Below are 25,209 nucleotides of genomic sequence, written 5' to 3'. Positions count from 1 at the left end.
CAGCCCACCACCGGAGGCCTCACAATGTCGAACAATGAGCCGGCAGCAGACAGCACTGAGAGCCAACCGCGCTCAGAAGCATGGAAAACGGCGCTAACTGTGCTGCAGTCGGTGAAACCACCGTCCATTCCGGATGGGGCAGAGGCGACGACGGTCCTCATCGAGTTCCCTCCCGGCGACCCCGGTACCCCTCCGCACCGGCACTCGGGACCCGCTTTCGGCTACATGCTGGAGGGGGAGATGCTCTTCGAGCTGGAAGGCGAGCCCGAGCGTGTGATCAAGGCCGGGGAGACGTTCTGGGAGCCGGGCGGCGATGTCATCCACTACCAGGACGGGAACAACCGGTCGGACTCCTGGAGCCGCTTTCTCGTCACCATGATGTGTGCGCCGGATCAGCCCATGCTCACCCTGGTCGACGACGAAGAGCTGGCACAGCGTCAACACCTGCGAGCTCCCCGTCCGGGCACCTGACCCGCTGCTGTGTCGTATCTGGATGTCAAACGCCCCGGAACCATGATCGGACGGGGCGTTTCGGCTTGTGTTCCGGACAGGATTCGAACCTACGACACCCCGCTTTAGGAGCGAGGTTGGAAGGCATGCCGGTGACCCGGGGCTTCGATACCTGGTGAGGCGGCCCCGAAGTCGACCGCGAGACACCCTCGTTGACCGTGGCTGACCGCTGCATCTGGCACGGTTGTGGCACGAACCGTAGCCGACGACAGTCAGCCAATGCGGCGGGTGCGCCGGTCGACCAGGCATGGTGTGCCTCGCTGCAGCAGACGCGCCCCGCTTCTGTAGCACTCAGCTTGGGAAGTGACGGCGCTTGAGGTGCGACATGATTGCTGACCTGTGGGTATGCGCTCCTGCCGGCTAGTGGCGCGGGTCCGGTCGCACCGCTGTTGACCGTGGTTGCCGGCCGTTACGGTCACGGATCGGGCACGGCATCGATTGCCGTGTCGCTCAGCGGTGGCGTCTGGCCGGGGGCGCCGCGCATCCGCTGCCCTGCGGCCGCCTGCCAGGGCCTGCGATGTCCTGCGCCGTGTCCCACGAAAGGAACGGCGGGCACAAAGGAACGGCGGGCACAAAGGAACGGCGTGCACGAAGGGAACGGCGGGCACAAGGGGACGGCGGGCACAAGGGGACGGCGTGCACGAAGGGAACGGCGCGGCCCGCCTCCCGGAACTGCGACGAACTGGTGCTCGTGGGCGGTCGGCCCCCAAGCCCGTGCGCCGACCCCTGTCACCCTCCGACCGGGACCGGCGAGCTTGCGGGGCTCGTCCTCGGGCCTGAACATGGGCTCAAGGGAACAGCGACAGGGCCCCCCGAAGGGGCACGTCCCGGGGAGGCATGAGAGCCATGACGTTTCTTGCGGCCCGCTCCTCCAGCCGTCGCCGGACAAGGTGCACTCGAACGGCATGCGTGCGATCGGCATGACCGACGACGACCGGCCGCTGCGCTGTCTGGTCACCGGTGCCACCGGTTACCTGGGCGGCAGGCTGGTGCCGGAGTTGCTGTCCGCCGGGCATTCTGTGCGCTGCCTGGCCCGCTCCCCCGGCAAGCTGCGGGGCCACCCATGGACCGGGCGGGCGGAGGCCGTGCGCGGGGACGTGACGGACGAGGTGTCCGTGCGCGCGGCGATGGAGGGAATGGACGTCGCGTACTACCTGGTGCACGCGCTGGGCACCGGGCGGGGTTTTGAGGAGACCGACCGGCGCGCGGCCAGGATCTTCGGTGAGCAGGCGCGCACCGCCGGAATCCGGCGGATCGTCTACCTCGGCGGGCTGGGCCCTTCCGGAACACCCGAGCACGCGCTGTCGCCCCATCTGCGGTCCCGCGCCGAAGTGGGCCGCATCCTCCTGGCCTCGGGGGTGCCGACCGCCGTACTGCGGGCCGCCGTGATCATCGGTTCGGGTTCGGCCTCGTTCGAGATGTTGCGGTACCTGACCGAGCGGCTCCCCGTGATGGTGACCCCGAGCTGGGTGCGCACCCGCATGCAGCCGATCGCCGTCCGCGACGTGCTCCGCCTCCTCGTGGGGTGCGCGCGGCTGCCGTACGACATCAACCGCGCCTTCGACATCGGCGGGCCGGACATCGTCACGTACGAGGACATGATGCGGCGGTACGCTGCCGTCGCCGGCCTGCCGAAACGCGTCATTCTTCCCGTGCCGCTGCTCACCCCCCGGTTGTCCAGCCTCTGGGTCGGTCTGGTCACCCCGGTTCCGGGCGCCCTCGCGCGCCCGCTGGTCGAGTCACTGAAGCACGAGGTGGTCTGCGCCGAGCGGGACATCGTCCGTTATGTGCCGGACCCGCCGGAGGGACCGGTCACACTCGACCAGGCGATTCGACTGGCTCTCCGGCGCGTGCAGGAAGCGGAGGTGGCCACACGGTGGTCCTCGGCCTCGACTCTCCGCGCCCCCAGCGACCCGCTGCCGACCGACCCCGACTGGGCGGGCGGAAGCCTCTACACGGATTACCGCGAACGCACGGTCGCGGCGTCCCCGCAGGCGCTGTGGCGGGTGGTCGAGGCGATCGGCGGCGAGAACGGCTGGTACTCCTCGCCGCTGGCCTGGTCCCTGAGAGGGTGGCTGGACACGCTGGTGGGCGGTGTGGGCCTGCGCAGGGGCCGCCGGGACGCGACCCGGCTGCGGGTCGGCGACAGCCTGGACTTCTGGCGAGTGGAGGAGATCGAGCCGGGCCGGCTGCTTCGGCTGCGGGCGGAGATGCGCCTTCCGGGCCTGGCCTGGCTGGAGATGGCCGTCGACCGGGATCCGCAGGGGCGCACGGTGTACCGGCAGCGGGCCCTGTTCCATCCGCACGGCCTGACCGGGCACGCCTACTGGTGGGGCGTGACGCCCTTCCACGCCGCGATCTTCGGCGGCATGGCCCGCAACATCGCCGCCGCAGCCGAGTCGACCGACCCCGAACCAGCCCGTACGCACTGAGGGGGCTCAAGGAACCGTGCGCGTCTCGGTCGCCCTGTTCACCGCGGACTTGCGGGTGCACGACAACCCGGTCCTCCAGGCCGCCCTGAGAGAAGCGGAACGTGTGGTGCCGCTCTTCGTCGCCGACACCGGTATCCGCCGTACCGGCTTCGTCGTACCCAACCGGGCGGCGTTCCTCGCCGACAGCCTGGCCGACCTCGACGCGGCCCTGCGTGCCCGGGGCGGACGGTTGGTGGTGCGCGTCGGCGACGTGGTCGAGGAGACCTGCCGGGTGGCGGCGGAGACCGAGGCCGCGGTGGTCCACATCGCGGCCGGCGTGAGCCGTTACGCAGCGCGGCGCGAGGACCGGCTGCGCGCGGAGATGGCCGGCGACCGACGCGAACTACGCGTCCATGAGGCCTCGTTGACGGCCGTGCCTCCGGGGGCGCTGACGCCTGCGGGCAGGGACCACTTCGCGGTCTTCACCCCGTACTTCCGCCGGTGGGCGGGCTTCTCGGTACGCGGAGTCCTGCCCGCTCCGGACGCGGTGCCGGTGCCCGACGTACGCTCGGCCGGCCTGCCACGTGCGAAGTACCTCGCGCCAGGCCGCACGTCACCGGACCTGCCCGCCGGCGGGGAATCCGAGGCCCGCCGCAGACTGCGGTCATGGCTGGATGGCCCGCTGGCCGGATACGACGACCAGCACGACGACCTGGCCGCCGACGCGACATCCAGGCTCTCCCCCTACCTGCACTTCGGCTGCCTCTCACCGACCGAACTGCTGCACCGGGCCCGCGCACAGGACAGCCCCGGGGCACATGCCTTCGTCCGCCAACTCGCCTGGCGGGACTTCCACCACCAGGTCCTCGCGGCCCGCCCCGACGCGGCCGACCACGACTACCGCCCCCGGCACGACCGCTGGCGCCGCGCCACGAAGGAGATCGAAGCCTGGCAGGAGGGCCGCACGGGCTACCCCGTCGTCGACGCGGCCCTGCGGCAGCTGAGCCACGAGGGCTGGATGCCGGGCCGGGCCCGCCTGCTCGCGGCTAGCTTCCTCGCCAAGACGCTGTATGTGGACTGGCGGGTGGGAGCTCGCCACTTCCTGGACCTCCTCGTCGACGGCGATGTCGCGAACAACCAGCTCAACTGGCAATGGGTCGCCGGGACCGGCACGGACACCCGTCCGAACCGGCTCCTCAACCCTCTCCTCCAGGCACGCCGGTTCGACCCCCACGGGGAGTACGTACGTCGCTGGCTCCCCGAGCTCCGGAACCTCGACGCCACGACGGTCCATGGTGTCCCGCACCTCGACGACGTCAACCGTGAGGGCTTGGACTATCCCGCCCCGATCGTGGATCTCGCGGAGGCCGCAGCCCGGTTCAGGGAGGGGCGTGGGGTCGGCTGACCCACGTCATCCGCAAGGCGTGCGGCGGCAGGAACAGGGGCCCGGCGAGATGCTCCCGTGCCGGGGCCAAACCGGCTTCACCTGTAGCGGCCATTCTGGTTCGGAGGCCTCACAGCCGCTTAAAGGGTGATCTGCTGTGAAAAAGGGTGATCATGAGTTGCGGCTCACGCCTCCGGCTCTCTCGTCCTGATATCTGCATGTTCATACGGCTTTATGTCAGTACGAGAAGGAGAGCGCATTGACACGCAGAATGACGGCACTCTTCGTCGTCGCGGGACTTCTGGCTACGGTACTCGGCCTGGCTGCCCCCGCTCAGGCCGATCACACACGGCAGCTCAAGGTTGCCACCTACAACATCTATCAGGGCGCCGACCTCACGCCGCTGTTCACCCGCTTCCACCCCTGAGGAACTCGTCAGACGGGCCGGAATCGCCTATGACCAGATGGTTGCCACCGACTTCCCGTCCCGTGCCCGAGCGATCTCCCGCCTGCTGCGGCGGGAGCACCCTGAGGTCATCGGCCTGCAGGAAGTCGCCTTGTGGAAGAAGGGACCACTGAACGGCTCACTGCACACCACCTATGACTTCCTGAACATCCTGCTCCGGGAGCTACGCGCGGCCGGTCTCCACTACCATGCCGCCGCGATCGACACGACCTCCAGCGCTACCCTGCCGATCAGCGCCACTGAAAAGGCGAGCTTCGCCGAACGTGAAGTGGCGGCAACTCGATGACCCCCGGATCTCGGCGGAACAGAAGGGGGAGCTGCAGTCCGAACTGTCCGAGGCGAGCAAGCTCCTCGACCACTCGGAGGGGTACGTGCCCAGGACCAAGAACTGACAGTGCATACCATCGCCGGCGATCATTTTGGAGGTGAGGATGTCCCGACTGGAACTGTCTCTCGAACAGATCGAGGGCGACGTCTGGCCAGCTCCCAGCGACGACGACACCAAGCTGGTGCGCACCGCGCACGCGCTGCGCCGTGAGCCGATCGGCTCGCTGGATGCAAAGGGCTTGCGGCTGCTGATCAGCCAGAACATCGGGCTGGAAGTGCTGGTGCCCGCGCCATGAAGTTCCTGCACGAGGACCCCCTCGCCGAAGGCGACTACTACCTGGCGACCTGCTGAGTGCCGTGCTGGAGGTGCCCACGGACTTCTGGTCTCGTCACCGCGACTTGGCTGACGAGGTAAAGCAGATCGCGGCGTCGGTGCCCGACGAAGACCTCCTGCCCCCGCTGCCGGAGCGCATCGCCTCGTTCCGCGCCGCGGTGAATCCGTGATTCCCGGGTGCCCAGGGGCAACTTGTTCCGGCAGAGGCTACCGGAACGAATTCGCAGGTAGTGGGGGCTGGCGTGGGTCCAGGGTGGGTGAACATGGAGCAGAACGCTGCTGCCCTCGCCGCGACGAGCGACGAGGGCAGCAGGCTGGGCTCAGCGGTGCCGATTAAGGCCCAGGTCGCTGACCTGGGCCTTCAGTCTGGAGCGGGTGACGGGAATCGAACCCGCGCTCTGAGCTTGGGAAGCTCATGTTCTACCATTAAACTACACCCGCGTAAGACGGCCTGCTTGGCCCTCTAACCGTCGCACACTGTACCTCATCGCTGGCCCCCGGTGCATGCACCGCGGGGCCTTCGCGCTGTTCACGGGGTGGGGATCCGGCTGTGGCGTGCGGGAGTTGGGGCGTACCGTGGGCGCCGGAGTGCCGCTTGGAGCGACGCCCGGTCCATCCCCTAATGTGGCTTTTGTCGTTCACGTCCGTAGGGGAAGGGACTCGATGGAGCGCACCGTCGTTCGTTGTGCCGAAGGGCACGTGTTCAGCACCGCGACGTTCCCGATGCAGAACCTCGGTACCGGTCGGCTGGGACCCGGCCGGCTTCTGCGCTGCCCCCGCTGCGCCCGGCTCCGGAATGCGGTGCCGGTGCAGGTCTCGGCGGGGAAGCAGTAGCGCGCAAGCGATGGCAGAGGAACGGTAGCGCCGACGGGAGCACGGCGCTCCGTATGGCGCGGGCCTGGTCCGGAGGGACCGGGCCCGCGTCCGGCCGTTCCGGCCCTCGTAGGGCCGCCGCGGCACCCATTCCGTCGGGCCGAGCGCGCCGCCCCCGCCCCGCCGGGTCCTGTCCGGCCGAGCCGTGGCGCCGCCCCCAGCCCGGATCCCCCCTCCCCCGATTGGGCCCCGCCCGCTTGGGCGCCTATCCTGCCCCCGTGCTTCTCTCTGACAAGGACATCCGGACCGAGATCGACGCAGGCCGGGTGCGGATCGATCCGTACGACGCCGAGATGGTGCAGCCGTCGAGCATCGATGTGCGGCTCGACCGCTACTTCCGGGTGTTTGAGAACCACCGGTACCCCCACATCGACCCCGCCGTCGAGCAGAGCGACCTGACGCGCCTGGTCGAGCCGGAGGGCGACGAGGCGTTCATCCTGCACCCCGGTGAGTTCGTGCTCGCCTCGACGTACGAGGTCATCACCCTCCCCGACGACATCGCCTCCCGTCTGGAGGGCAAGTCCAGCCTCGGCCGGCTGGGGCTGCTGACGCACTCCACGGCCGGGTTCATCGACCCCGGATTCTCCGGTCATGTGACCCTGGAGCTGTCGAATGTCGCGACGCTCCCGATCAAGCTGTGGCCGGGGATGAAGATCGGGCAGCTGTGCATGTTCCGGCTGACCTCGCCCGCGGAGCACCCGTACGGCTCGGAGCGGTACGGCTCCCGCTACCAGGGCCAGCGCGGGCCGACGCCTTCACGCTCGTACAAGAACTTCCACCGCACACAGGTCTGAGGGACCGGAACGGGGCAGGGGCACCAGTGACTGACGAGCGCGAGAACCTGACGTATCCCCTCTTCGGGCAGGCCATCCGCGAGCTGGCGCGGACCATCGCGGAGGACGGCTACGAGCCGGACATCATCCTCTCCATAGCGCGTGGCGGACTCTTTGTCGCGGGCGGTCTGGGTTACGCACTCGACGTGAAGAACCTGCACGTCATGAACGTGGAGTTCTACGTCGGCGTCGGCGCCACGCTCGAGATGCCCGTCGTGCTGCCCCCGGTGCCCAACGTCGTCGACCTCAGCGAGAAGAAGGTGCTCGTCGCGGACGACGTCGCCGACACCGGCAAGACGCTCAGGCTCGTGCATGACTTCTGCGCCGGTCATGTCGCGGACGTCCGCTGCGCCGTGATCTACGAGAAGCCGCAGTCGCTGGTGAAGTGCGAGTACGTGTGGAAGCGCACCGACCGTTGGATCAACTTCCCCTGGAGTGTCGAACCGCCCGTCGTACGCCGCGAGGGCCAGGTCCTCGACGCCTGAGCACGCCCCGCAGAACCCACACACAAGGGCCCCGCCGACGGCGGGGCCCCTTCCATCGGTCTCCGTCGGCTACAGCGCGCCGAGCTTGATCAGAGCCAGCAGCGCGATCAGTTGGATCGAGGACGCCGCCAGCGCCTTCGGCCAGGGAAGGTCGTGCGACTTGCTCACCATCGAGGCGAACAGGGCGCCCGCCATGACCCAGGTCGCCCAGCCCAGTACCTTGACCAGCGGGCTGTCGCCGCCCTGGAAGAGCGCGACGACCAGACGCGGCGCGTCGGTGACCGACATGATCAGCATCGACAGGCCCACCGTCGGCTGCCAGGCGCCGTCGCCGCCCAGCTGCCGCGCGAGCGTATGGGTCACCGCGCCCAGCAGCAGACCACTGATCACCACGGCGATGCCGGAGCTGATCACCATCGGGATGCTGTTGGACAGTGTGGCGTTCAGCACATCCTCGCGGGCCTGGCCGAAGCCGAAGACGGCGACCAGGCCGTAGAGGAAGGTGACGATAAGCGCCGGGCCCCACACGGGGTAGTCGCGCATCTGCCAGAAGGTGGCGTTGGGCCGGAACACGATGCCGCTCAGCAGCTCCTTCCAGTGCAGCCGCGGTCCGGCCGGCGCAGCGGAGGCCTGGCCTGCCCGGTAGGTGCCCACGTGCGCACCGTCGTCGTACGGGCCGTAGCCCTGGTCCGGGCCGTAGCCGGGCCCGTACGCGTCGGGGGCCTCGCCGACGCTGAAGGCCTGCGTGTGGCCGGGGTTGTTGGCGCGCGCATCGCCGCGGCCGGGTCCGTGACCCGGATACGGCTCCTGGCCGCCGAAGTACTCCGGCTCGTCGCTCTGCCCGCCACCGTACGTCCGGGGCTGCTGCCACTGCCCGTACGGCGGCTGTGCCTGCTGAGGTGCTCGCTGCTGCGCGGAGCGGGAGTCCCGGCCGCGTCCCATCCTGAATCCAGCCACCATTCGAACGTACCTGGTCCCGCCGACTGGGGTTGCCGGACCCGGGGACAGGCCCGGCATTGCGGCCGACCTGTGACATCCCCTAGGGGTGTCGGCAGGGTTCTCCCGGAGGGGCGCGGCGGAAGATCCATCCGCCGCTCTACCGGCAGTGGCGTGGCGGCTTACCGCCGCTGTCAGTGGCGCCTGTAAGACTGCACAGCAGACGGGCAGCAGCGGGTAGGTGTGTCTTCGGGGGGATGCACCTCCCCGCTGCGTCCGGCCGTACAGGTCCGGCAGCCGCACTGGTCGTACGGGGTCCGCAGGGCAGCCGTGCCGGAATCCGGGGCCGGGGAGCCCAGGAATCGCCGATCGTTGGGGCGTCGGCACCAACCATCCCCGTAGAAGCCGGAGTTGCCGTCCACGGCGCGGTCGCCGCCCCTCGCCATCCCACGCCTGTTTGACGGCGGCTCAGGCCATGGCGGCTGTTACGCGCTCCATCTCCCGGCCCCACGCGCAGGGCCCTGGCACTGCGCTCGCCTCGGGATGGCGGACGGTGTTACAAAAGGGGCATGATCGGGCATTTGTGTCGATCAAGTGTCCGTCGCGAGGGCGGTCCCGGCCCGCCGCAGCGCCTCGTGTGGCGTCGGCTGCGGGCTTCGCTGAAGCGTCCCGTGTGGCGTCGGCCGCGGGCTTCGCTGAAGCGTCCCGTATGGCGTCGGCTGCGGGCTTCGCTGAGCAGGCGTAGCGTCGCGGGCCAAGTGTTCCTGTTGCAGGCGGCCATCGTGGTGCTGCTCGTGGTCGCCGCGGTGGCGGCGCTGGTGCTGCAGGCCCGGCACGACAGTCAGGCGGAGGCCCGCCACCGGTCGATGGCCACAGCCCACACGTTTGCCCTGGCCCCCGGCACGCTGCCCGCGCTGACCAGCCGCAATCCGTCGGCGGTGCTGCAGCCGCGCGCCGAAGCGGCCCGGAAGAGTGCCGGTGTCGACTACATCGTGGTGTTCAGCAAGGACGGGATCCGGTACACCCACCCCAATCCCGAGCTGATCGGCAAGCCGGTCTCAGGCCCGTACAAGAACGCTCTCAAGCACCCTGACACGACCGGCTTCCGTTCGACGCTGGGCGCCACGGTGGATTCGGCCGTGCCGGTCTTCAAGCCCGACGGCTCCGTCGCCGGCGTGGTCTCGGTGGGTGTCACGGTCAAGTCCGTCAGCCAGGTGGTGGACAGCCAGTTGCCGCTGCTGCTGGGGTCAGCGGCGGCGGCGCTGGGTGTCGCGGCGGGCGGTACGGCATTGGTGAGCCGGCGGTTGCGGCGGCAGACGGCGGACTTGGATCCGGACGAGATGAGGCGGATGTACGAGCACCACGACGCGGTGCTGCATGCGGTGCGGGAGGGCGTGGTGATCGTGGCGGGCGATGGGCGGCTGCTGCTGGCCAATGACGAGGCGCGGCGGTTGCTGGGGCTGCCCAAGGACGCCGAGGGCCGGCTGGTCACGGAGTTGGGGCTGGACAGCGACCTGGCGGACTCGCTGGTGTCCGGACGGGAGGCGTCCGATGAGCTGCGTCTGGTGGGGGACCGGCTGGTGGCGGTGAATGTGCGGCCGACTGGCCCGCATGGGGGCGTGCCGGGGAGTGTGGCCACGCTGCGGGACACCACGGAGCTGCGGGCGGTGGCGGGCCGGGCGGAGGCAGCGCGCGAGCGGTTGCAGCTGCTGTACGAGGCGGGGGTGCGGGTGGGCACCACGCTGGATGTGGTGCGAACGGCGGAGGAGCTGGCGGAGGTGGCGGTTCCGCGGTTCGCCGACTTCGTCACGGTGGAGCTGCTGGAGGAGGTGGTGAGGGGGGAGGAGCCGGCCGAGCCGAGTACGCGGATGCGCCGTAGTGCGATGCGGGGGATCCGGGAGGACTCGCCGCTGTTTCCGGTGGGTGAGGTGATCACCTGGGCGCCTCAGACGCCGATGGCGGTGGCGCTGCGGTCCGGGCATGCGGTGCTGGAGTCGGATCTGAGCCGGACGCACGGGTGGCGTGACCAGGATCCGGACAGGGCGGAGCGGATTGTGCGCTATGGCGTGCACTCGCTGATCTCGGTGCCGCTGCAGACCGGAGGGGTGGTGCTGGGGCTGGTGAACTTCTGGCGCGCTGAGCGGACGGAGCCGTTCGGGCGGGAGGATGTGTCCTTCGCCGAGGAGCTGGTGGCACGCGCCGCGGTGGCCGTCGACAACGCGCGCCGCTACACGCGCGAGCACGCCATGGCGGTGACGCTGCAACGCAGTCTGCTGCCGCGCGGTCTGCCCGAGCAGGACGCCGTGGAGGTGGCGTCCCGCTATCTGCCCGCCCGCGCCGGGGTGGGCGGCGACTGGTTCGACGTCATCGGGCTCCCCGGGTTGCGGGTCGCCCTGGTGGTGGGCGATGTCGTCGGACACGGCCTGCACGCGGTGGCCACCATGGGACGGCTGCGCACCGCAGTCCACAACTTCTCCGCCCTGGACCAGCAACCGGACGAACTGCTGAGCCATCTGGACGAGCTGGTGACCCGTATCGACCAGGACACCGCCACCGAGAGCGCGTCGGTCGCCGGCGCCACCTGCCTGTACGCGATCTACGACCCGGTCACCGGCCACTGCTCGATGGCCCGGGCCGGCCATGTCGGTCCCGCCCTGATCCACCCCGACGGTACCGTCACGATCTCGAACCTGCCTCCGTCCCCACCCCTGGGGCTGGGCGGTGAACCCTTCGATATCACCGAGTTCACGCTGCCCGAGGGCTCGGGGCTGGTGCTGTACACCGACGGGCTCATCGAGGGCCGTGACCGCGACCCGGACACCGGCCTGAGCATGCTGCTCAGCGCGCTGGTCGGGCATCCCAGCGGGCCGCCGGAGGAGATCTGCCAGGCGGTTTTCGACGGCGTGCTGCCCGCCCGGCCCAGCGATGACATCGCCCTGCTCGTCGCCCGCACCCGCCTGCTGGCCCCCGACGATGTCTCCGAGTGGGACGTGCCGTCCGATCCCGCCGCCGTCTCCCCGATCCGCGCCGCCTGTGTGAAGCGGCTCCAGGAGTGGGGTCTGGAGGAGATCAGCTTCAGCACCGAGCTGATCCTCAGCGAACTGATCACCAATGCCATCCGATACGGCGCCCAGCCGATCCGGGTGCGCATGTTGCGCGACCACAGCCTGATCTGCGAGGTTTCCGACGGCAGCAGCACCGCGCCGCATGTGCGGCGCGCGGCCACCACGGACGAAGGCGGACGCGGTCTGTTCCTCGTCGCCCAGTTCGCCCGCCGCTGGGGCACCCGCTACACCTCGACCGGCAAGGTCATCTGGACCGAACAGCCCCTCCACGACGGGGCCGGCACATCCACCCCCGACCTCGCCGACATGCTCCTCGAGCAGTTCGACGCCTCGGAGGAGCCCGCCGCCTGACCGCCGTACCTGCCCCGTACGCCGATACGCGCACGGATACGGCAACGGCCGGGACCGCGCGGTGCGGTCCCGGCCGTAACGGCCGGCCTGCTCGGCCTTACTTCACCGGCTCCTGCTGCGGCTCTGCCGCCGCCTGGCCGTCGCCGCCCTCCGGCTCGTCGGCCGGCGCGGTCTTCACCGAGTCGAGGAGCAGCTGCGCCACGTCCACGACCTGCAGCGACTCCTTCGCCTGGCCTTCGTTCTTCTTGCCGTTGACCGAGTCGGTCAGCATGACGAGGCAGAACGGGCAGGCGGTGGAGACGATGTCGGGGTTGAGGGACAGCGCCTCGTCCACGCGCTCGGTGTTGATCCGCTTGCCGATACGCTCCTCCATCCACATGCGGGCACCACCGGCGCCACAGCAGAAGCCGCGCTCCTTGTGGCGGTGCATCTCCTCGTTCCGCAGGCCCGGCACCTTGGCGATGATCTCGCGCGGCGGCGTGTAGACCTTGTTGTGGCGGCCCAGGTAGCAGGGGTCGTGGTACGTGATCAGGCCCTCGACCGGGGTGACCGGGACCAGCTTGCCCTCGTCCACGAGGTGCTGGAGCAGCTGGGTGTGGTGGATGACCTCGTAGTCGCCGCCCAGCTGCGGGTACTCATTCGCGATCGTGTTGAAGCAGTGCGGGCAGGTCGCGACGATCTTCTTCTTGGACTTCGGCTTCTTCGTGTCCGGGTCGTCCTCGTCCTCGCCGAAGGCCATGTTCAGCATGGCCACGTTCTCGGCGCCGAGCTGCTGGAAGAGGAACTCGTTGCCGAGGCGGCGCGGCGAGTCACCGGTGCACTTCTCCTCGCCGCCCATGATCGCGAACTTGACGCCCGCGATGTGCAGCAGCTCGGCGAAGGCCTTGGTGGTCTTCTTGGCGCGGTCTTCCAGGGCGCCCGCGCAGCCGACCCAGTACAGGTAGTCGACCTCGGTGAGGTCCTCGATGTCCTTGCCGACGACCGGGACCTCGAAGTCGACCTCCTTGGTCCACTCCAGCCGCTGCTTCTTGGCCAGGCCCCAGGGGTTGCCCTTCTTCTCCAGGTTCTTGAGCATCGTCCCGGCCTCGCTCGGGAAGGAACTCTCGATCATCACCTGGTAGCGGCGCATGTCGACGATGTGGTCGACGTGCTCGATGTCGACCGGGCACTGCTCGACGCAGGCGCCGCAGGTGGTGCAGGACCACAGGACGTCCGGGTCGATGACGCCGTTCTCCTCGACCGTCCCGATCAGCGGCCGCTCGGCCTCGGCCAGGGCGGCGGCCGGAACGTCCTTGAGCTGCTCCTCGGTGCCCTTCTCCTCGCCCTCCATGGTCTTGCCACCGCCGGCGAGCAGGTACGGCGCCTTGGCGTGCGCGTGGTCGCGCAGCGACATGATCAGCAGCTTCGGGGAGAGCGGCTTGCCGGTGTTCCAGGCGGGGCACTGCGACTGGCAGCGGCCGCACTCGGTGCAGGTGGAGAAGTCGAGGATGCCCTTCCAGGAGAAGTGCTCGACCTGGGAGACGCCGAACTGGTCGTCCTCGCCCGGGTCCTCGAAGTCGATCGGCTTGCCTCCGGAGGTCATCGGCTGCAGCGGGCCGAGGGCGGTCTCGCCGGTGGCGTTGCGCTTGAACCAGATGTTGGGGAAGCCGAGGAAGCGGTGCCAGGCCACACCCATGTTGGTGTTGAGCGAGACGGTGATCATCCAGATCAGGCTGACGCCGATCTTGATCATCGCGGCGAGGTAGACCAGGTTCTGCAGGGCGCCGGTGCTCAGGCCCTTGAAGGCCAGGACCAGCGGGTACGACACGAAGTACGCCGCCTCGTAGTGGCCGACGTGGTGGATGGCGCCCTCGAGGCCCCGCAGGGTGAGGATGGCCAGGCCGATGGTGAGGATGACGTACTCGACGAAGTACGCCTGCCAGGCCTTGGAGCCCGTGAACCGGGACTTGCGGCCGGCCCGGGAGGGCAGGCTCAGCAGCCGGATCACGATGAGGACGGCGATGCCGACGACCGTCATCAGGCCGATGAACTCGGTGTACATCTCGAACGGCAGGAACCCGCCGAGGGCGGGCAGCGTCCAGTCGGCCTGGAACAGCTGGCCGTACGCCTGGGCGAGGGTCGGCGGCAGCGTCAGGAAGCCGACCGCGACGAACCAGTGGGCGAAGCCGACGATCCCCCAGCGGTTCATCCGGGTGTGGCCGAGGAACTCCCGGACCACGGTGATCGTTCGGGCCTTCGGGTTGTCCGTGCGGCTGCCCGCCGGGACCGGCTGTCCAAGTGTGACGAACCGGTAGATCTGCGCGATGGCTCGGGCGAAGAGCGCGACGCCGATCACCGTCAGGACCAGCGACACAATGATCGCGGCGAGTTGCATGGGGGCTCCTCGGGCCTGCGAGAGCGAGGCTTTCCAGTAATTACTAAGCGGTAACTTTGTAAGTCTCGCGCTGACATTACCCAGGATCGCAGGCCCGATGAAGTCGCGCGGCCGGTGATCTGTGTCGCTGAGGCAACCCTCGCCACGCCGACCGCGTCAGTGACATGTACATCCTCATGAGAGTTGAGTTGACCTGACTCAGGTCTGTTGACACCCATTCTTGGATCGGGCACCCTTGAGCCAGTTCCACTCAAGTCAGCTGGAGGAAACAACCATGGCACGTGCGGTCGGCATCGACCTGGGCACGACGAACTCCGTCGTCAGTGTTCTTGAAGGCGGTGAGCCCACCGTCATCACCAACGCCGAGGGCGCCAGGACCACGCCGTCCGTCGTGGCCTTCGCGAAGAATGGCGAAGTGCTGGTTGGTGAGGTGGCCAAGCGCCAGGCCGTCACCAACGTCGACAGGACCATCCGGTCGGTCAAGCGCCACATGGGCACCGACTGGAAGATCGAGATCGACGACAAGACCTTCAACCCGCAGCAGATCAGCGCGTTCGTGCTGCAGAAGCTGAAGCGGGACGCCGAGTCGTACCTGGGCGAGAAGGTCACCGACGCGGTGATCACCGTCCCGGCGTACTTCAACGACGCCGAGCGGCAGGCCACCAAGGAGGCCGGCGAGATCGCCGGTCTGAACGTGCTGCGCATCGTCAACGAGCCCACCGCCGCCGCGCTGGCCTACGGTCTGGAGAAGGACGACCAGACCATCCTCGTCTTCGACCTCGGTGGCGGTACGTTCGACGTCTCGCTGCTGGAGATCGGCGACGGCGTGGTCGAGGTGAAGGCCACCAACGGTGACAACCACCTCGGTGGTGACGACTGGGACCAGCGGATCGTCGACTACCTGGTCAAGCAGTTCCTGGGCGCCAACGGCGTCGACCTGTCCAAGGACAAGATGGCCCTGCAGCGCCTCCGCGAGGCCGCTGAGAAGGCGAAGATCGAGCTGTCCTCGTCCACTGAGACCACGATCAACCTGCCCTACATCACGGCGTCCGCCGAGGGCCCGCTGCACCTGGACGAGAAGCTCACCCGCGCCCAGTTCCAGCAGCTGACCTCGGACCTGCTCGAGCGCTGCAAGGTTCCGTTCCACAACGTCATCAAGGACGCGGGCATCCAGCTCTCCGAGATCGACCACGTCGTTCTCGTCGGTGGCTCGACCCGTATGCCGGCCGTCGCCGAGCTCGTCAAGGAGCTGACCGGCGGCAAGGAGGCCAACAAGGGTGTGAACCCGGACGAGGTCGTCGCCATCGGCGCATCGCTCCAGGCCGGTGTCCTCAAGGGTGAGGTCAAGGACGTTCTGCTGCTGGACGTCACCCCGCTGTCGCTTGGCATCGAGACCAAGGGCGGCATCATGACCAAGCTGATCGAGCGCAACACCACGATCCCGACCAAGCGTTCGGAGATCTTCACCACGGCCGAGGACAACCAGCCGTCGGTGCAGATCCAGGTCTACCAGGGTGAGCGCGAGATCGCGGCGTACAACAAGAAGCTCGGCATGTTCGAGCTGACCGGCCTGCCGCCCGCCCCGCGCGGGGTCCCGCAGATCGAGGTCACCTTCGACATCGACGCCAACGGCATCATGCACGTGTCGGCGAAGGACCTCGGCACGGGCAAGGAGCAGCGGATGACGGTCACCGGCGGCTCCTCGCTGCCGCAGGAAGAGGTCAACCGGATGCGCGAGGAGGCCGAGAAGTACGCGGAGGAGGACCACAAGCGCCGCGAGGCGGCCGAGACTCGCAACCAGGCCGAGCAGCTGGTCTACCAGACCGAGAAGTTCCTCAAGGACAACGAGGACAAGGTCCCGGGCGATGTGAAGGGCGAGGTCGAGACCGCCATCGCGGACCTGAAGGAGAAGCTGAAGGGCGAGGACACCCCCGCGATCCGCGAGGCCACCGAGAAGGTCGCCGCGGTCAGCCAGAAGCTGGGCCAGGCCATGTACGCCCAGGCCCAGGCCGACGGCGCGGCCGGTGCCGCGGGTGCCGGTGAGGCCGGTGCCAAGGCCGAGGACGATGTCGTCGACGCCGAGATCGTGGACGACGAGAAGCCGAAGGGTGGTGCCGCGTGACGGAGGAGACCCCGGGCTTCGAAGAGCAGCCCGACGTCCCTTCCGACGCCGCACAGACGCCTGATGATGCGGCGAAGGCCGCCGAGTCCGCCGAGCAGGCGGGCCCGGCGGCCCCGGCCGGGGACGAACTGCAGATGGTGGGCCTGCAGGCGCAGCTGGACCAGGTCCGGATGGCGCTGAACGAGCGCACGCTGGACCTCCAGCGGCTGCAGGCCGAGTACCAGAACTACCGCCGGCGGGTGGAGCGCGACCGGATCACCGTCAAGGAGATCGCCGTGGCGAACCTCCTGAGCGAGCTGCTTCCGGTGCTTGACGACATCGGCCGGGCCCGTGAACACGGCGAGCTGGTCGGCGGGTTCAAGTCCGTCGCCGAGTCGCTGGAGAACATCGCCGCGAAGATGGGCCTGCAGCAGTTCGGGAAGGAGGGCGAGCCCTTCGACCCGCTGGTGCACGAGGCCCTGATGCACTCCTACTCGCCCGAGGTCGCAGAGACCACGTGCGTGTCGATCCTGCAGCCCGGGTATCGCTTCGGCGAGCGCACGATCCGCCCTGCGCGCGTCGCGGTCGCCGAGCCGCAGCCCGGAGCGCAGCCCAAGAGTGCCGGCGAGGGTGACAAACCCGCGGCGCCGGACGAGGAGAGCGGTGGCCCGGACGAGGGCTGACGCGCACGACAGAGGGAAGGAGGGACGTCGGGGATGAGCCTGAGCAGGGACTTGCTGGAAAAGGACCTCTACAAGGTCCTCGGCGTCCCGAAGGACGCCACCGAGGCGGAGATCAAGAAGGCGTACCGGAAGCTCGCCCGCGAGTTCCACCCGGACGCCAACAAGGGCGACGCCAAGGCCGAGGAGCGCTTCAAGGAGATCTCCGAGGCCAACGACGTTCTGGCGGATCCCAAACGCCGCAAGGAGTACGACGAGGCGCGCGCGCTCTTCGGCAACGGAGCCTTCCGTTCCGGACCGGGCGCGGGCGGCCCCGGCGGCTTCAACTTCGACCTGGGCGACCTCTTCGGGGGCGCTCCGGGCGGGGGAGCCGGCGGATTCGGCGGCGGACTCGGTGATGTCTTCGGGGGGCTTTTCAACCGCGGCGGCACCGGGACCCGTACCCATCCGCGCCGTGGTCAGGACATCGAGTCCGAGGTGACGCTCAGCTTCACCGAGGCGGTTGACGGGGCGACGGTCCCGCTGCGGATGTCCAGCTCGGCCGCCTGCAAGGCGTGCGCGGGCACGGGGGACAAAAACGGTACTCCTCGGGTGTGCCCCACCTGCGTGGGCACCGGCCAGGTCAGCCGCGGCGTCGGGGGCGGCTTCTCGCTCACCGACCCGTGCGCGGACTGCAGGGGCCGGGGCCTGATCGCCGAGATCCCGTGCGAGGTCTGCAAGGGCAGCGGGCGCGCCACCAGCGCACGCACCATGCAGGTCCGGATCCCGGCGGGGGTCTCCGACGGGCAGCGGATCCGGCTGCGCGGCAAGGGCGCTCCCGGCGAGCGCGGCGGGCCGAACGGCGACCTGTACGTGGTGGTGCACGTCGACGCGCACCCGGTCTTCGGGCGTCAGGGCGACAACCTCACCGTCACCGTGCCGGTCACCTATCCGGAGGCGGCGCTCGGCGGCGAGATCAAGGTGCCCACGCTCGGCGGCCCGCCGGTGACGCTCCGGCTGCCGCCCGGCACACCCAACGGACGGACGATGCGCGCCCGTGGCAAGGGTGCGGTGCGCAAGGACGGCACGCGCGGCGACCTGCTCGTCACCGTGGAGGTGGCCGTCCCCAAGGACCTCGGAGAGAAGGCGAAGGAAGCATTGCAGGCCTTCGCCAAGGCCACCGCGGGCCACGACCCGCGGGCTGAGCTGTTCCAGGCCGCGAAGGGAGCATGAGATGGATGGCCGAGGCATGCCCGCCGGGGGCAGGGGCGGCAGGGGCCGCAACCCCTATGAGCTGACCGACGACTCGCCGGTCTACGTCATCTCGGTCGCTGCCCAGCTGTCGGGGCTGCACCCGCAGACCCTGCGGCAGTACGACCGGCTGGGTCTGGTCTCGCCGGACCGTACGGCCGGCCGCGGCCGTCGCTACTCGGCCCGGGACATCGAACTGCTCCGGCAGGTGCAGCAGCTCTCCCAGGACGAGGGCATCAACCTCGCGGGGATCAAGCGCATCATCGAACTGGAGAACCAGGTCGCGGCTCTGCAGGAGCGCGTAGCCGAGCTCCAGCAGGCGCTGGACGGCGCCGCGGCGACCATGCGGCAGCGGGAGGCCGCGCTGCACGCCTCGTACCGCCGCGACCTGGTGCCGTATCAGGACGTCCAGCAGACCAGCGCCTTGGTCGTCTGGCGGCCCAAGCGGTCGGAGTAGCGCGGCGCAGACCATATCGACGGCCTCGGGGGCCGGGCACCCGCAGCGGCGGGCGCCCGGCCCTTCGGCTGCGGGCCCGGGACTCCCGGTTCGCAGAGATCGCAATCCGGGGCAAGGAAGGTTCCGGGGCGAACCCTCGATCGCTGGGAGTGACGCCGTTGCTCAGCCAGAGGCGCTTCCACAGGTCACCCGAATGGCGGGCTGTCAGTGATGGGCCGACGATGGACGTAACAGCCTGGAGCGGAGGGACCGTCATGGCCGCGATCGAAGTGAAGCCGATCGGCAAGCCGGACGACCAACGCGATTTCCCCCGTGGTCGCCTGGACATCCTCAGCCTCACGGGTCTGGATTTCGCCGTGGGCAGATTCGAGCCCGGCTGGCGCTGGTCCGAATCGGTGGGGCCGCTCGCCGGCACCGAGAGCTGCCAGTTCCACCACAAGGCCTTCGTCGTCCAGGGGCGGATGCGGATCCGCATGGACGACGGAGCGGAGGCCGAGGTCGGAGCCGGCGATGTCTTCGTGTGCAGGCCCGGTCACGACGCCTGGGTCGTGGGTGACGAGACCGTGGTCGTGTACGACTTCGGCGGCCCGACGGCGGTGGAGTACGGCAAGGCGAAGGAGGCCCAGGGATGACGTTCGTGCAGCTCATCGAATACGAGACGACGCGCGAGGACGAAGTGGAGCAGCTCTGGGAGCAGTGGATGGCGCAGACGGAAGGCAAGCGCACCGTCACGCACGAACTCCACACCAAGGACCGGGAGCGTCCCAACCACTTCGTGGACATCGTCGAGTTCCCGTCCTACGAGCAGGCGATGGCCAACAGCGAACTGCCCGAGACCAAGGCCATCGCGGAGCGGTTCCGCGGCCTGTGCACCAGCGAGCCCCGGTTCGTGAACCTGGAGGTCGTCACCGAGCAGCCGTGAGCGCGCATCGGCCGGCCGGCCCGCCCCGTGAAGGGGCGGGCCGGCGGTTCGTTCCGGCGGTGCTCAGCCGCGGCCCAGTGCGCGGTCGACCGTGATCTCGATGAGCACGCGGTCCGGGTTGGGGGCCGGGGTGCGGCCGTAGCGTTCGGCATAGCGGCGTACGGCGTCGGCGATCAGCTCGGCCTCCGTACGGACCACCGCGCTTCCCTCCAGCGTGGCCCAGCGGCCGCGGTGCACCTGGCAGACGGCGACCCGGGCGCCGCCGGGGCCCGCGGCCTGGATGTTGGCGACCTTGGTGCTGCCCTTGTTGGTGATCACGCGGGCCAACCCGGCTTCGGGGTCGAATGTGACCCCTACGGGCACCACGTGCGGTGTGCCGTCCGGCCGCGGGGTGGTCAGCGTGCACAGGTGGTACTCCCGCCAGAAGGCGAGGTACTCCGGAGGCAGGTCGTGAAGGGGGAGGGCCATGGCAGCGAGGGTAACCGCACACCCGGAGCAGACCCGTACGCCGTCACGTGCTGCAAACTGGCCGCCAGTGCGGTCCAATTTCGATCTGGCCGCAGAAACATTGAGTGGAATAGACTCAAGTTTGGCGTAGGGTTGAGGGAGTCGGATCGAGGCGAGGAGGAGCGTTGGCAGTGGACGCCGAGCTGACTACCAAGAGCAAGGAAGCGATCAGCGCGGCCAGCGGTCGCGCGGTGTCCGCGGGGAATCCCGACATCAGCCCCGTACACCTGCTGCTCGCCCTGCTCGAGGGCCAGGACAACGAGAACATCCGGGACCTGCTCGCGGCTGTCGAGGCGGACCAGGCCGCCGTACGGTCCGGCGCCGAGCGCCTGCTCGGTGCGCTCCCCAGCGCCCAGGGCGATTCCGTCGCGGCGCCCCAGCCCGACCGCGCCCTGCTGGCGGTGCTCGCCGACGCCGGGCAGCGCGCCAAGGAGCTCGGTGACTCCTACCTCTCCACCGAGCATCTGCTCATCGGCATCGCCGCGAAGGGCGGCCGGGCCGGGGAGCTGCTCGACCAGCAGGGCGCGAGCGCCAAGCGGCTGCTCGACGCCTTCGAGACCATTCGCGGAGGACGACGCGTGACCACGCCCGATCCGGAGGGCACGTACAAGGCTCTGGAGAAGTTCGGCACCGACTTCACCGCTCTGGCCCGGGCCGGCAAGCTCGACCCGGTCATCGGCCGGGACCAGGAGATCCGCCGGGTCATCCAGGTGCTCTCGCGCCGTACGAAGAACAACCCGGTGCTCATCGGCGAGCCGGGCGTCGGCAAGACCGCCGTCGTGGAGGGGCTGGCCCAGCGGATCGTGAAGGGCGACGTCCCCGAGTCCCTGAAGAACAAGCGCCTGGTGGCCCTCGACATCGGCGCGATGGTGGCGGGCGCCAAGTACCGCGGCGAGTTCGAGGAGCGGCTGAAGACCGTCCTCGCCGAGATCAAGGACAGCGACGGCCAGATCATCACCTTCATCGACGAGCTGCACACCGTCGTCGGCGCCGGCGCGGGCGGTGACTCCGCCATGGATGCGGGCAACATGCTCAAGCCGATGCTGGCGCGCGGCGAGCTGCGGATGGTCGGCGCGACCACCCTGGACGAGTACCGCGAGCGGATCGAGAAGGACCCGGCGCTGGAGCGCCGCTTCCAGCAGGTGCTGGTCGCCGAGCCGTCCGTCGAGGACTCCATCGCGATCCTGCGCGGCCTCAAGGGCCGGTACGAGGCCCACCACGGCGTGCAGATCGCCGACTCGGCGCTGGTCGCCGCCGCCACTCTCTCCGACCGCTACATCACCTCCCGCTTCCTCCCGGACAAGGCCATCGACCTGGTCGACGAGGCCGCCTCCCGGCTGCAGATGGAGATCGACTCCTCTCCGGTCGAGATCGACGAGCTGCAGCGCGCCGTCGACCGGCTGCTGATGGAGGAGGAATCCCTGCTGGCAGGTCAGTCCACCGACGCGGAGCGGAAGTTCCGCAAGAAGGCGGACCGCGAGCAGGACCTGTCCCCCGACGCCCGCGAGCGGCTGGAGCGGCTGCGCAAGGACCGGGCCGAGAAGGAGGAGGAGCTGCGCGGCCTGCGCGCCCGCTGGAACGCCGAGAAGGAGATCCACACCCGCGTCGGTGACCTGAAGAAGCGGCTGGACGAGCTGGAGACCGAGCTGGAGCTGGCCGAGCGCAAGGCCCCGGAGACCGGCGACTGGGTCACCCCCGGCCGGCTGCGCACCGAGGTCATCCCGCAGACGCGCAAGGAACTGGAGCAGGCCGTCGCGGAGCAGAAGACGCTGCAGGGCATGGTCGGCGAGGAGGTCGGCCCGGACGACATCGCGGACGTCGTCTCCTCCTGGACCGGCATCCCCGCCGGGCGGCTGCTGGAGGGCGAGACCCAGAAGCTGCTGCGCATGGAGGAGGAGATCGGCAAGCGGCTGATCGGCCAGAGTGAGGCGGTGCGAGCCGTCTCCGACGCCGTACGGCGCAGCCGGGCGGGCATCGCCGACCCCGACCGGCCCACCGGATCCTTCCTCTTCCTCGGCCCGACCGGTGTCGGCAAGACCGAGCTGGCCAAGGCGCTCGCCGGCTTCCTCTTCGACGACGAGCGGGCCATGGTCCGCATCGACATGAGCGAGTACAGCGAGAAGCACTCCGTCGCCCGGCTGGTCGGCGCCCCGCCCGGCTACGTCGGCTACGAGGAGGGCGGACAGCTTACGGAGGCGGTGCGCCGGCGCCCGTACAGCGTGATCCTGCTGGATGAGGTGGAGAAGGCCCACCACGAGGTCTTCGACATCCTGCTGCAGGTGCTCGACGACGGGCGGCTGACGGACGGCCAGGGCCGGACGGTGGACTTCCGCAACACCATCCTCATCCTGACCTCCAACCTCGGCTCCCACTTCCTGGTCGATCCGCTGCTGATCGAGGAGCAGAAGCGCCAGAAGGTGCTGGAGACCGTACGGGCCTCCTTCCGGCCCGAGTTCCTCAACCGCCTCGACGACATCGTCGTCTTCCATCCGCTCGGCACCGAGCAGCTCAAGGCGATCGCCCAGCTTCAGATCGGCCATCTGCAGCGCCGGCTCGCCGACCGCCGCCTCACCCTCGACGTCACCGACGCCGCGCTGGAGTGGCTCTCAAGGCTCGGCGAAGAGCCGGTCATCGACGCGACGGAGTCCGGCCCCGACCTGTCCTACGGCGCCCGGCCGCTGCGCCGGCTGGTGCAGACCGCGATCGGTGACCAGCTGGCCCGCGCGATCCTGGCGGGTGAGGTCGAGAACGGCGACACCGTACGGGTCGACCTCGACGGCCCGGCCCTGGCCGTCCGTCCCGTGCGCGCCGGTGTCTGAATCTGAGATCCGGGGCACGCGCGGCATCGGCAAAAGTGCTGGTCCGCGCGTGCCCGGCAACTGATCGTGATCGACCGGCCCGCCGCGCTTGCCACGACGGGGCGCATGTGAGGGAGGATGGCAGGAACCATACGAAGGGAAATCCACGGTGAGCATCGACCCGTCCTCGATTCCGAATTTCGGGGGCCAGCCCGAACAGCAGCCGTCGGGGCCGATGGGCCCTGTCGTCCCCGATCAGGACCTGGTCAAGCAGCTCCTGGACCAGATGGAGCTGAAGTACGTCGTCGACGAGGAGGGTGACCTCGCCGCGCCGTGGGAGCAGTTCCGCACGTACTTCATGTTCCGTGGCGAGCAGGAGCAGCAGGTCTTCTCCGTCCGTACCTTCTACGACCGGCCGCACTCCATCGAGAGCAAGCCGCAGTTGCTCGAGTCGATCGACGACTGGAACCGCCGCACCCTGTGGCCCAAGGTCTACAGCCACACCAATGACGACGGCACCGTCCGCCTGATCGGCGAGGCGCAGATGCTGATTGGCACCGGCGTCAGCCTCGAGCACTTCGTGTCCAGCACTGTCAGCTGGGTGCGGGCTTCGATCGAGTTCGACCGGTGGATCGTCGAGCAGCTCGGCCTGGAGGCCGACATCGACTCCGCCGGGCCGGAAGACGATGAGAAGGACGAAAACGACGGCGAGGCCTGACCGGGCCGCCATCACCCGGCTCCTGTCACCCGGCGCCCGTGGCGCGTCTCACGGCGCCGAGCTGGCAATCGTCAACAGATACATCCCATAGCACCAAGAGAGCCCGGCGAGTGCGCTGACCGTCACCAGGACAGTGCGCGGCCGGGCTCTTGCCATGCCCATCGCCGCGGGCAGCAGGAGCGGAAAGGCGGGCAGCAGAAAGCGCGGCTTGCAGGTGAAGTAGCGGGCGCCGCCAAGAGCGATCACCATCAGCACGGCGGTGTAGACGATCAGCGGCAGCGGCGGGCGGTCCAGTACCAGCAGCACGAACATCACCAGCGCCATCCCCACGACCGAGAACACCATGAAGTACGAGAACGGCTCCCGGCCCACCACGAGCGAGCGGACCGACGCCAGGGCGTCCCGCCCGAAGTCGAACTCCGAGCCCCACAGCTGCTGCACCCGGAAGTAGCCGAAGAGCGGGTCGCCCTGCCGGGTGCCGACCCATAGGACGTAGCCGAGCCAGCCGAGTGGGGCCACGGCGGCGCCGGCCCACATCCGCCAGTTCGCCCAGGCGCCTCGCGTACGCAGCGCCTCGTAGACGGCGGCCACGCAGACGGCCGCCGCCACCGCGATGCCGTTCGGGCGGGCCAGCCCGGCCAGCACGGACAGCGAGCCCGCCCACAGCCAACGGCGGGTCAGCACGCAGTACAGCGACCAGGCCGCGCAGGCGGTCAGCAGCGGCTCGGTGTACGCCATCGACTGGATGATCGCGTTCGGCAGCACGCCCCACAGCACCACCAGCAGGGTGCCCGTGCGACGGCCGTGCAGCCGCTCACCGACGGCGTAGATCCCCCAGGCCGCCACCGCGGCCGCGGACCAGGACACCAGCAGCCCGGCATCGACGAACCCGAGCGAGAGCACCGACCGCACGGCCCGCACCAGGCCGGGGTAGAGCGGAAAGAACGCTCCGTCGTTGAAGATCCGGTCGCTGGCGGTGGAGTGGCGGACGGTGCCGTAGCCGTGCGCGACGATGCGCGCGTACCAGGCCGAGTCCCAGGAGTAGCCGAGCAGCCTGAGGGGCGGCTGCTTGCCGGCGTGCCAGGACCACAGTGCGAGGCACAGCATCCCCGTCAGCCGCACGGCGGCGTAGAACGCGAGCGCGGGCATGGCCCGGCGCAGCGCGCTCCGCACCCGATCGCGCAGCCGGGTCCGGATGGGCACCTGCCGCGGGGCCGGAGGCCGTGAGGTCGGAGCGCGCAGGGGCACATGGGTGTCGGCGGACAGGGCGAACCTCCGGTGCGGGCGCGATGGCGTGCTCAGCACCGACAGTGCGCGGCGTCCTCCGAGCCCGCGACTGCTGACGCCCGAAGGAGGGAGGCATTGCACCCGCTCGGCGCAGAGCGCGGTGGAGACCGTGCGCGTGCTCGTGCGCGCTCGCGCCTGCCTGTGCTCGTGCGCGCTCGCG

General features: G+C 69.4%; 22 protein-coding genes and 1 tRNA gene. 18 read left to right on the top strand and 5 right to left on the bottom strand.

Going from position 1 to position 25,209, the window contains the following annotated elements; genetic code table 11:
* The first annotated feature begins 24 nt into the window (after nt 1–24).
* The 7 genes from ACY34J_RS21260 to ACY34J_RS21230 all read left to right on the top strand — a co-directional run bounded on the left by ACY34J_RS21260 (nt 25) and on the right by ACY34J_RS21230 (nt 5,394).
* Complete coding sequence (locus tag ACY34J_RS21260; protein ID WP_462728096.1) at nt 25–471, top strand: cupin domain-containing protein; 447 nt, start codon at nt 25–27, stop codon at nt 469–471.
* 944 nt (nt 472–1,415) lie between these two features.
* Nucleotides 1,416–2,942 (top strand): SDR family oxidoreductase, encoded by a 1,527-nt coding sequence (locus tag ACY34J_RS21255; RefSeq protein ID WP_462728095.1) that lies wholly within the window; start codon nt 1,416–1,418, stop codon nt 2,940–2,942.
* A gap of 16 nt (nt 2,943–2,958) precedes the next feature.
* Nucleotides 2,959–4,326, top strand: coding sequence for a cryptochrome/photolyase family protein (locus ACY34J_RS21250; RefSeq protein WP_462728094.1), 1,368 nt, complete (start codon nt 2,959–2,961; stop codon nt 4,324–4,326).
* Nucleotides 4,327–4,564: 238 nt separating this feature from the next.
* The gene (locus tag ACY34J_RS21245; protein WP_462728093.1) at nt 4,565–4,732 is read left to right on the top strand and encodes a hypothetical protein; all 168 of its coding nucleotides are present in this window, start codon (nt 4,565–4,567) and stop codon (nt 4,730–4,732) included.
* Between the two features lie 37 nt (nt 4,733–4,769).
* Nucleotides 4,770–5,057 carry a hypothetical protein gene (locus tag ACY34J_RS21240; RefSeq protein ID WP_462728092.1) on the top strand — a complete coding sequence of 96 codons (288 nt, stop codon included), beginning with the start codon at nt 4,770–4,772 and terminating at the stop codon, nt 5,055–5,057.
* A complete protein-coding gene (locus ACY34J_RS21235) occupies nt 5,035–5,163 on the top strand; it encodes a hypothetical protein (RefSeq protein WP_462728091.1) in 129 nt (42 codons plus the stop codon). The genes ACY34J_RS21240 and ACY34J_RS21235 overlap by 23 nt, the downstream gene beginning before the upstream one ends.
* 39 nt (nt 5,164–5,202) lie before the next feature.
* Nucleotides 5,203–5,394, top strand: coding sequence for a contact-dependent growth inhibition system immunity protein (locus ACY34J_RS21230; protein WP_462728090.1), 192 nt, complete (start codon nt 5,203–5,205; stop codon nt 5,392–5,394).
* 405 nt (nt 5,395–5,799) lie between these two features.
* Here ACY34J_RS21230 and ACY34J_RS21225 read toward each other — a convergent pair.
* Nucleotides 5,800–5,873: transfer RNA gene (locus ACY34J_RS21225), tRNA-Gly, on the bottom strand.
* Between the two features lie 650 nt (nt 5,874–6,523).
* Between ACY34J_RS21225 and dcd the strand changes: the two genes are divergently transcribed.
* Both dcd and ACY34J_RS21215 read left to right on the top strand, forming a co-directional pair.
* Nucleotides 6,524–7,099, top strand: coding sequence for a dCTP deaminase (gene dcd, locus ACY34J_RS21220; protein ID WP_462728089.1), 576 nt, complete (start codon nt 6,524–6,526; stop codon nt 7,097–7,099).
* Nucleotides 7,100–7,125: 26 nt separating this feature from the next.
* Entirely contained in the window at nt 7,126–7,623 is a 498-nt protein-coding gene (locus tag ACY34J_RS21215; protein WP_462728088.1) for a phosphoribosyltransferase, read from the top strand.
* A 69-nt stretch (nt 7,624–7,692) separates the two neighbouring features.
* Here the strand turns inward: ACY34J_RS21215 and ACY34J_RS21210 are convergent, their stop codons facing one another.
* Entirely contained in the window at nt 7,693–8,583 is an 891-nt protein-coding gene (locus ACY34J_RS21210; protein ID WP_462728087.1) for a Yip1 family protein, read from the bottom strand.
* 734 nt (nt 8,584–9,317) lie between these two features.
* Between ACY34J_RS21210 and ACY34J_RS21205 the strand changes: the two genes are divergently transcribed.
* Nucleotides 9,318–11,975: a SpoIIE family protein phosphatase gene (locus ACY34J_RS21205; RefSeq protein WP_462728086.1), complete on the top strand. Its 2,658-nt coding sequence runs from the start codon at nt 9,318–9,320 to the stop codon at nt 11,973–11,975.
* A gap of 97 nt (nt 11,976–12,072) precedes the next feature.
* Here the strand turns inward: ACY34J_RS21205 and ACY34J_RS21200 are convergent, their stop codons facing one another.
* Entirely contained in the window at nt 12,073–14,349 is a 2,277-nt protein-coding gene (locus tag ACY34J_RS21200; RefSeq protein ID WP_462728085.1) for a (Fe-S)-binding protein, read from the bottom strand.
* A gap of 274 nt (nt 14,350–14,623) precedes the next feature.
* Here ACY34J_RS21200 and dnaK point away from each other — a divergent pair, with 274 nt between their 5' ends.
* The 6 genes from dnaK (at nt 14,624) to ACY34J_RS21170 (ending at nt 19,739) form a co-directional block, all read left to right on the top strand.
* Entirely contained in the window at nt 14,624–16,471 is a 1,848-nt protein-coding gene (gene dnaK, locus ACY34J_RS21195) for a molecular chaperone DnaK (protein WP_462728084.1), read from the top strand.
* Entirely contained in the window at nt 16,468–17,133 is a 666-nt protein-coding gene (gene grpE, locus ACY34J_RS21190) for a nucleotide exchange factor GrpE (protein WP_462728083.1), read from the top strand. The genes dnaK and grpE overlap by 4 nt, the downstream gene beginning before the upstream one ends.
* A gap of 33 nt (nt 17,134–17,166) precedes the next feature.
* Nucleotides 17,167–18,342, top strand: coding sequence for a molecular chaperone DnaJ (gene dnaJ, locus ACY34J_RS21185; protein ID WP_462728082.1), 1,176 nt, complete (start codon nt 17,167–17,169; stop codon nt 18,340–18,342).
* Between the two features lies 1 nt (nt 18,343).
* The gene (locus ACY34J_RS21180) at nt 18,344–18,817 is read left to right on the top strand and encodes a heat shock protein transcriptional repressor HspR (RefSeq protein ID WP_462728081.1); all 474 of its coding nucleotides are present in this window, start codon (nt 18,344–18,346) and stop codon (nt 18,815–18,817) included.
* Nucleotides 18,818–19,071: 254 nt separating this feature from the next.
* Nucleotides 19,072–19,449: a cupin domain-containing protein gene (locus ACY34J_RS21175; protein WP_462728080.1), complete on the top strand. Its 378-nt coding sequence runs from the start codon at nt 19,072–19,074 to the stop codon at nt 19,447–19,449.
* Nucleotides 19,446–19,739 (top strand): hypothetical protein, encoded by a 294-nt coding sequence (locus ACY34J_RS21170; protein ID WP_462728079.1) that lies wholly within the window; start codon nt 19,446–19,448, stop codon nt 19,737–19,739. Before ACY34J_RS21175 ends, ACY34J_RS21170 begins: the two co-directional genes overlap by 4 nt.
* A gap of 63 nt (nt 19,740–19,802) precedes the next feature.
* Here the strand turns inward: ACY34J_RS21170 and ACY34J_RS21165 are convergent, their stop codons facing one another.
* Nucleotides 19,803–20,207 (bottom strand): pyridoxamine 5'-phosphate oxidase family protein, encoded by a 405-nt coding sequence (locus ACY34J_RS21165; protein WP_462728078.1) that lies wholly within the window; start codon nt 20,205–20,207, stop codon nt 19,803–19,805.
* Between the two features lie 170 nt (nt 20,208–20,377).
* On the opposite strand from ACY34J_RS21165, the gene ACY34J_RS21160 reads away from it, so the two are divergent.
* On the top strand, nt 20,378–23,065 hold the full coding sequence (locus ACY34J_RS21160; RefSeq protein WP_462728077.1) for an ATP-dependent Clp protease ATP-binding subunit: 2,688 nt from the start codon (nt 20,378–20,380) through the stop codon (nt 23,063–23,065).
* Between the two features lie 148 nt (nt 23,066–23,213).
* Nucleotides 23,214–23,762, top strand: a complete 549-nt coding sequence (locus tag ACY34J_RS21155; RefSeq protein WP_462728076.1) for a type III secretion system chaperone family protein — start codon at nt 23,214–23,216, stop codon at nt 23,760–23,762.
* A gap of 48 nt (nt 23,763–23,810) precedes the next feature.
* On the opposite strand, the gene ACY34J_RS21150 is transcribed toward ACY34J_RS21155, so the two are convergent.
* On the bottom strand, nt 23,811–25,209 hold a 1,399-nt coding region (locus ACY34J_RS21150), incomplete at its 5' end, for a hypothetical protein (protein WP_462761970.1).

Source organism: Streptomyces sp. HSS9-12 (assembly GCF_054963655.1).
Note: the sequence above shows the minus strand (reverse complement) of the source record. Positions and strands in the feature narration are given on the sequence as shown.

What these genes read in the sequence shown, in the direction of transcription:
- ACY34J_RS21260 (WP_462728096.1), top strand. Translation starts at nt 25, where the DNA reads ATGTCGAACAATGAGCCGGCAGCAGACAGCACTGAGAGCCAACCGCGC.
- ACY34J_RS21255 (WP_462728095.1), top strand. Translation starts at nt 1,416, where the DNA reads ATGCGTGCGATCGGCATGACCGACGACGACCGGCCGCTGCGCTGTCTG.
- ACY34J_RS21240 (WP_462728092.1), top strand. Translation starts at nt 4,770, where the DNA reads ATGGTTGCCACCGACTTCCCGTCCCGTGCCCGAGCGATCTCCCGCCTG.
- ACY34J_RS21230 (WP_462728090.1), top strand. Translation starts at nt 5,203, where the DNA reads ATGTCCCGACTGGAACTGTCTCTCGAACAGATCGAGGGCGACGTCTGG.
- ACY34J_RS21210 (WP_462728087.1), bottom strand. Translation starts at nt 8,583, where the DNA reads ATGGTGGCTGGATTCAGGATGGGACGCGGCCGGGACTCCCGCTCCGCG.
- ACY34J_RS21200 (WP_462728085.1), bottom strand. Translation starts at nt 14,349, where the DNA reads ATGCAACTCGCCGCGATCATTGTGTCGCTGGTCCTGACGGTGATCGGC.
- dnaK (WP_462728084.1), top strand. Translation starts at nt 14,624, where the DNA reads ATGGCACGTGCGGTCGGCATCGACCTGGGCACGACGAACTCCGTCGTC.
- dnaJ (WP_462728082.1), top strand. Translation starts at nt 17,167, where the DNA reads ATGAGCCTGAGCAGGGACTTGCTGGAAAAGGACCTCTACAAGGTCCTC.
- ACY34J_RS21180 (WP_462728081.1), top strand. Translation starts at nt 18,344, where the DNA reads ATGGATGGCCGAGGCATGCCCGCCGGGGGCAGGGGCGGCAGGGGCCGC.
- ACY34J_RS21175 (WP_462728080.1), top strand. Translation starts at nt 19,072, where the DNA reads ATGGCCGCGATCGAAGTGAAGCCGATCGGCAAGCCGGACGACCAACGC.
- ACY34J_RS21170 (WP_462728079.1), top strand. Translation starts at nt 19,446, where the DNA reads ATGACGTTCGTGCAGCTCATCGAATACGAGACGACGCGCGAGGACGAA.
- ACY34J_RS21165 (WP_462728078.1), bottom strand. Translation starts at nt 20,207, where the DNA reads ATGGCCCTCCCCCTTCACGACCTGCCTCCGGAGTACCTCGCCTTCTGG.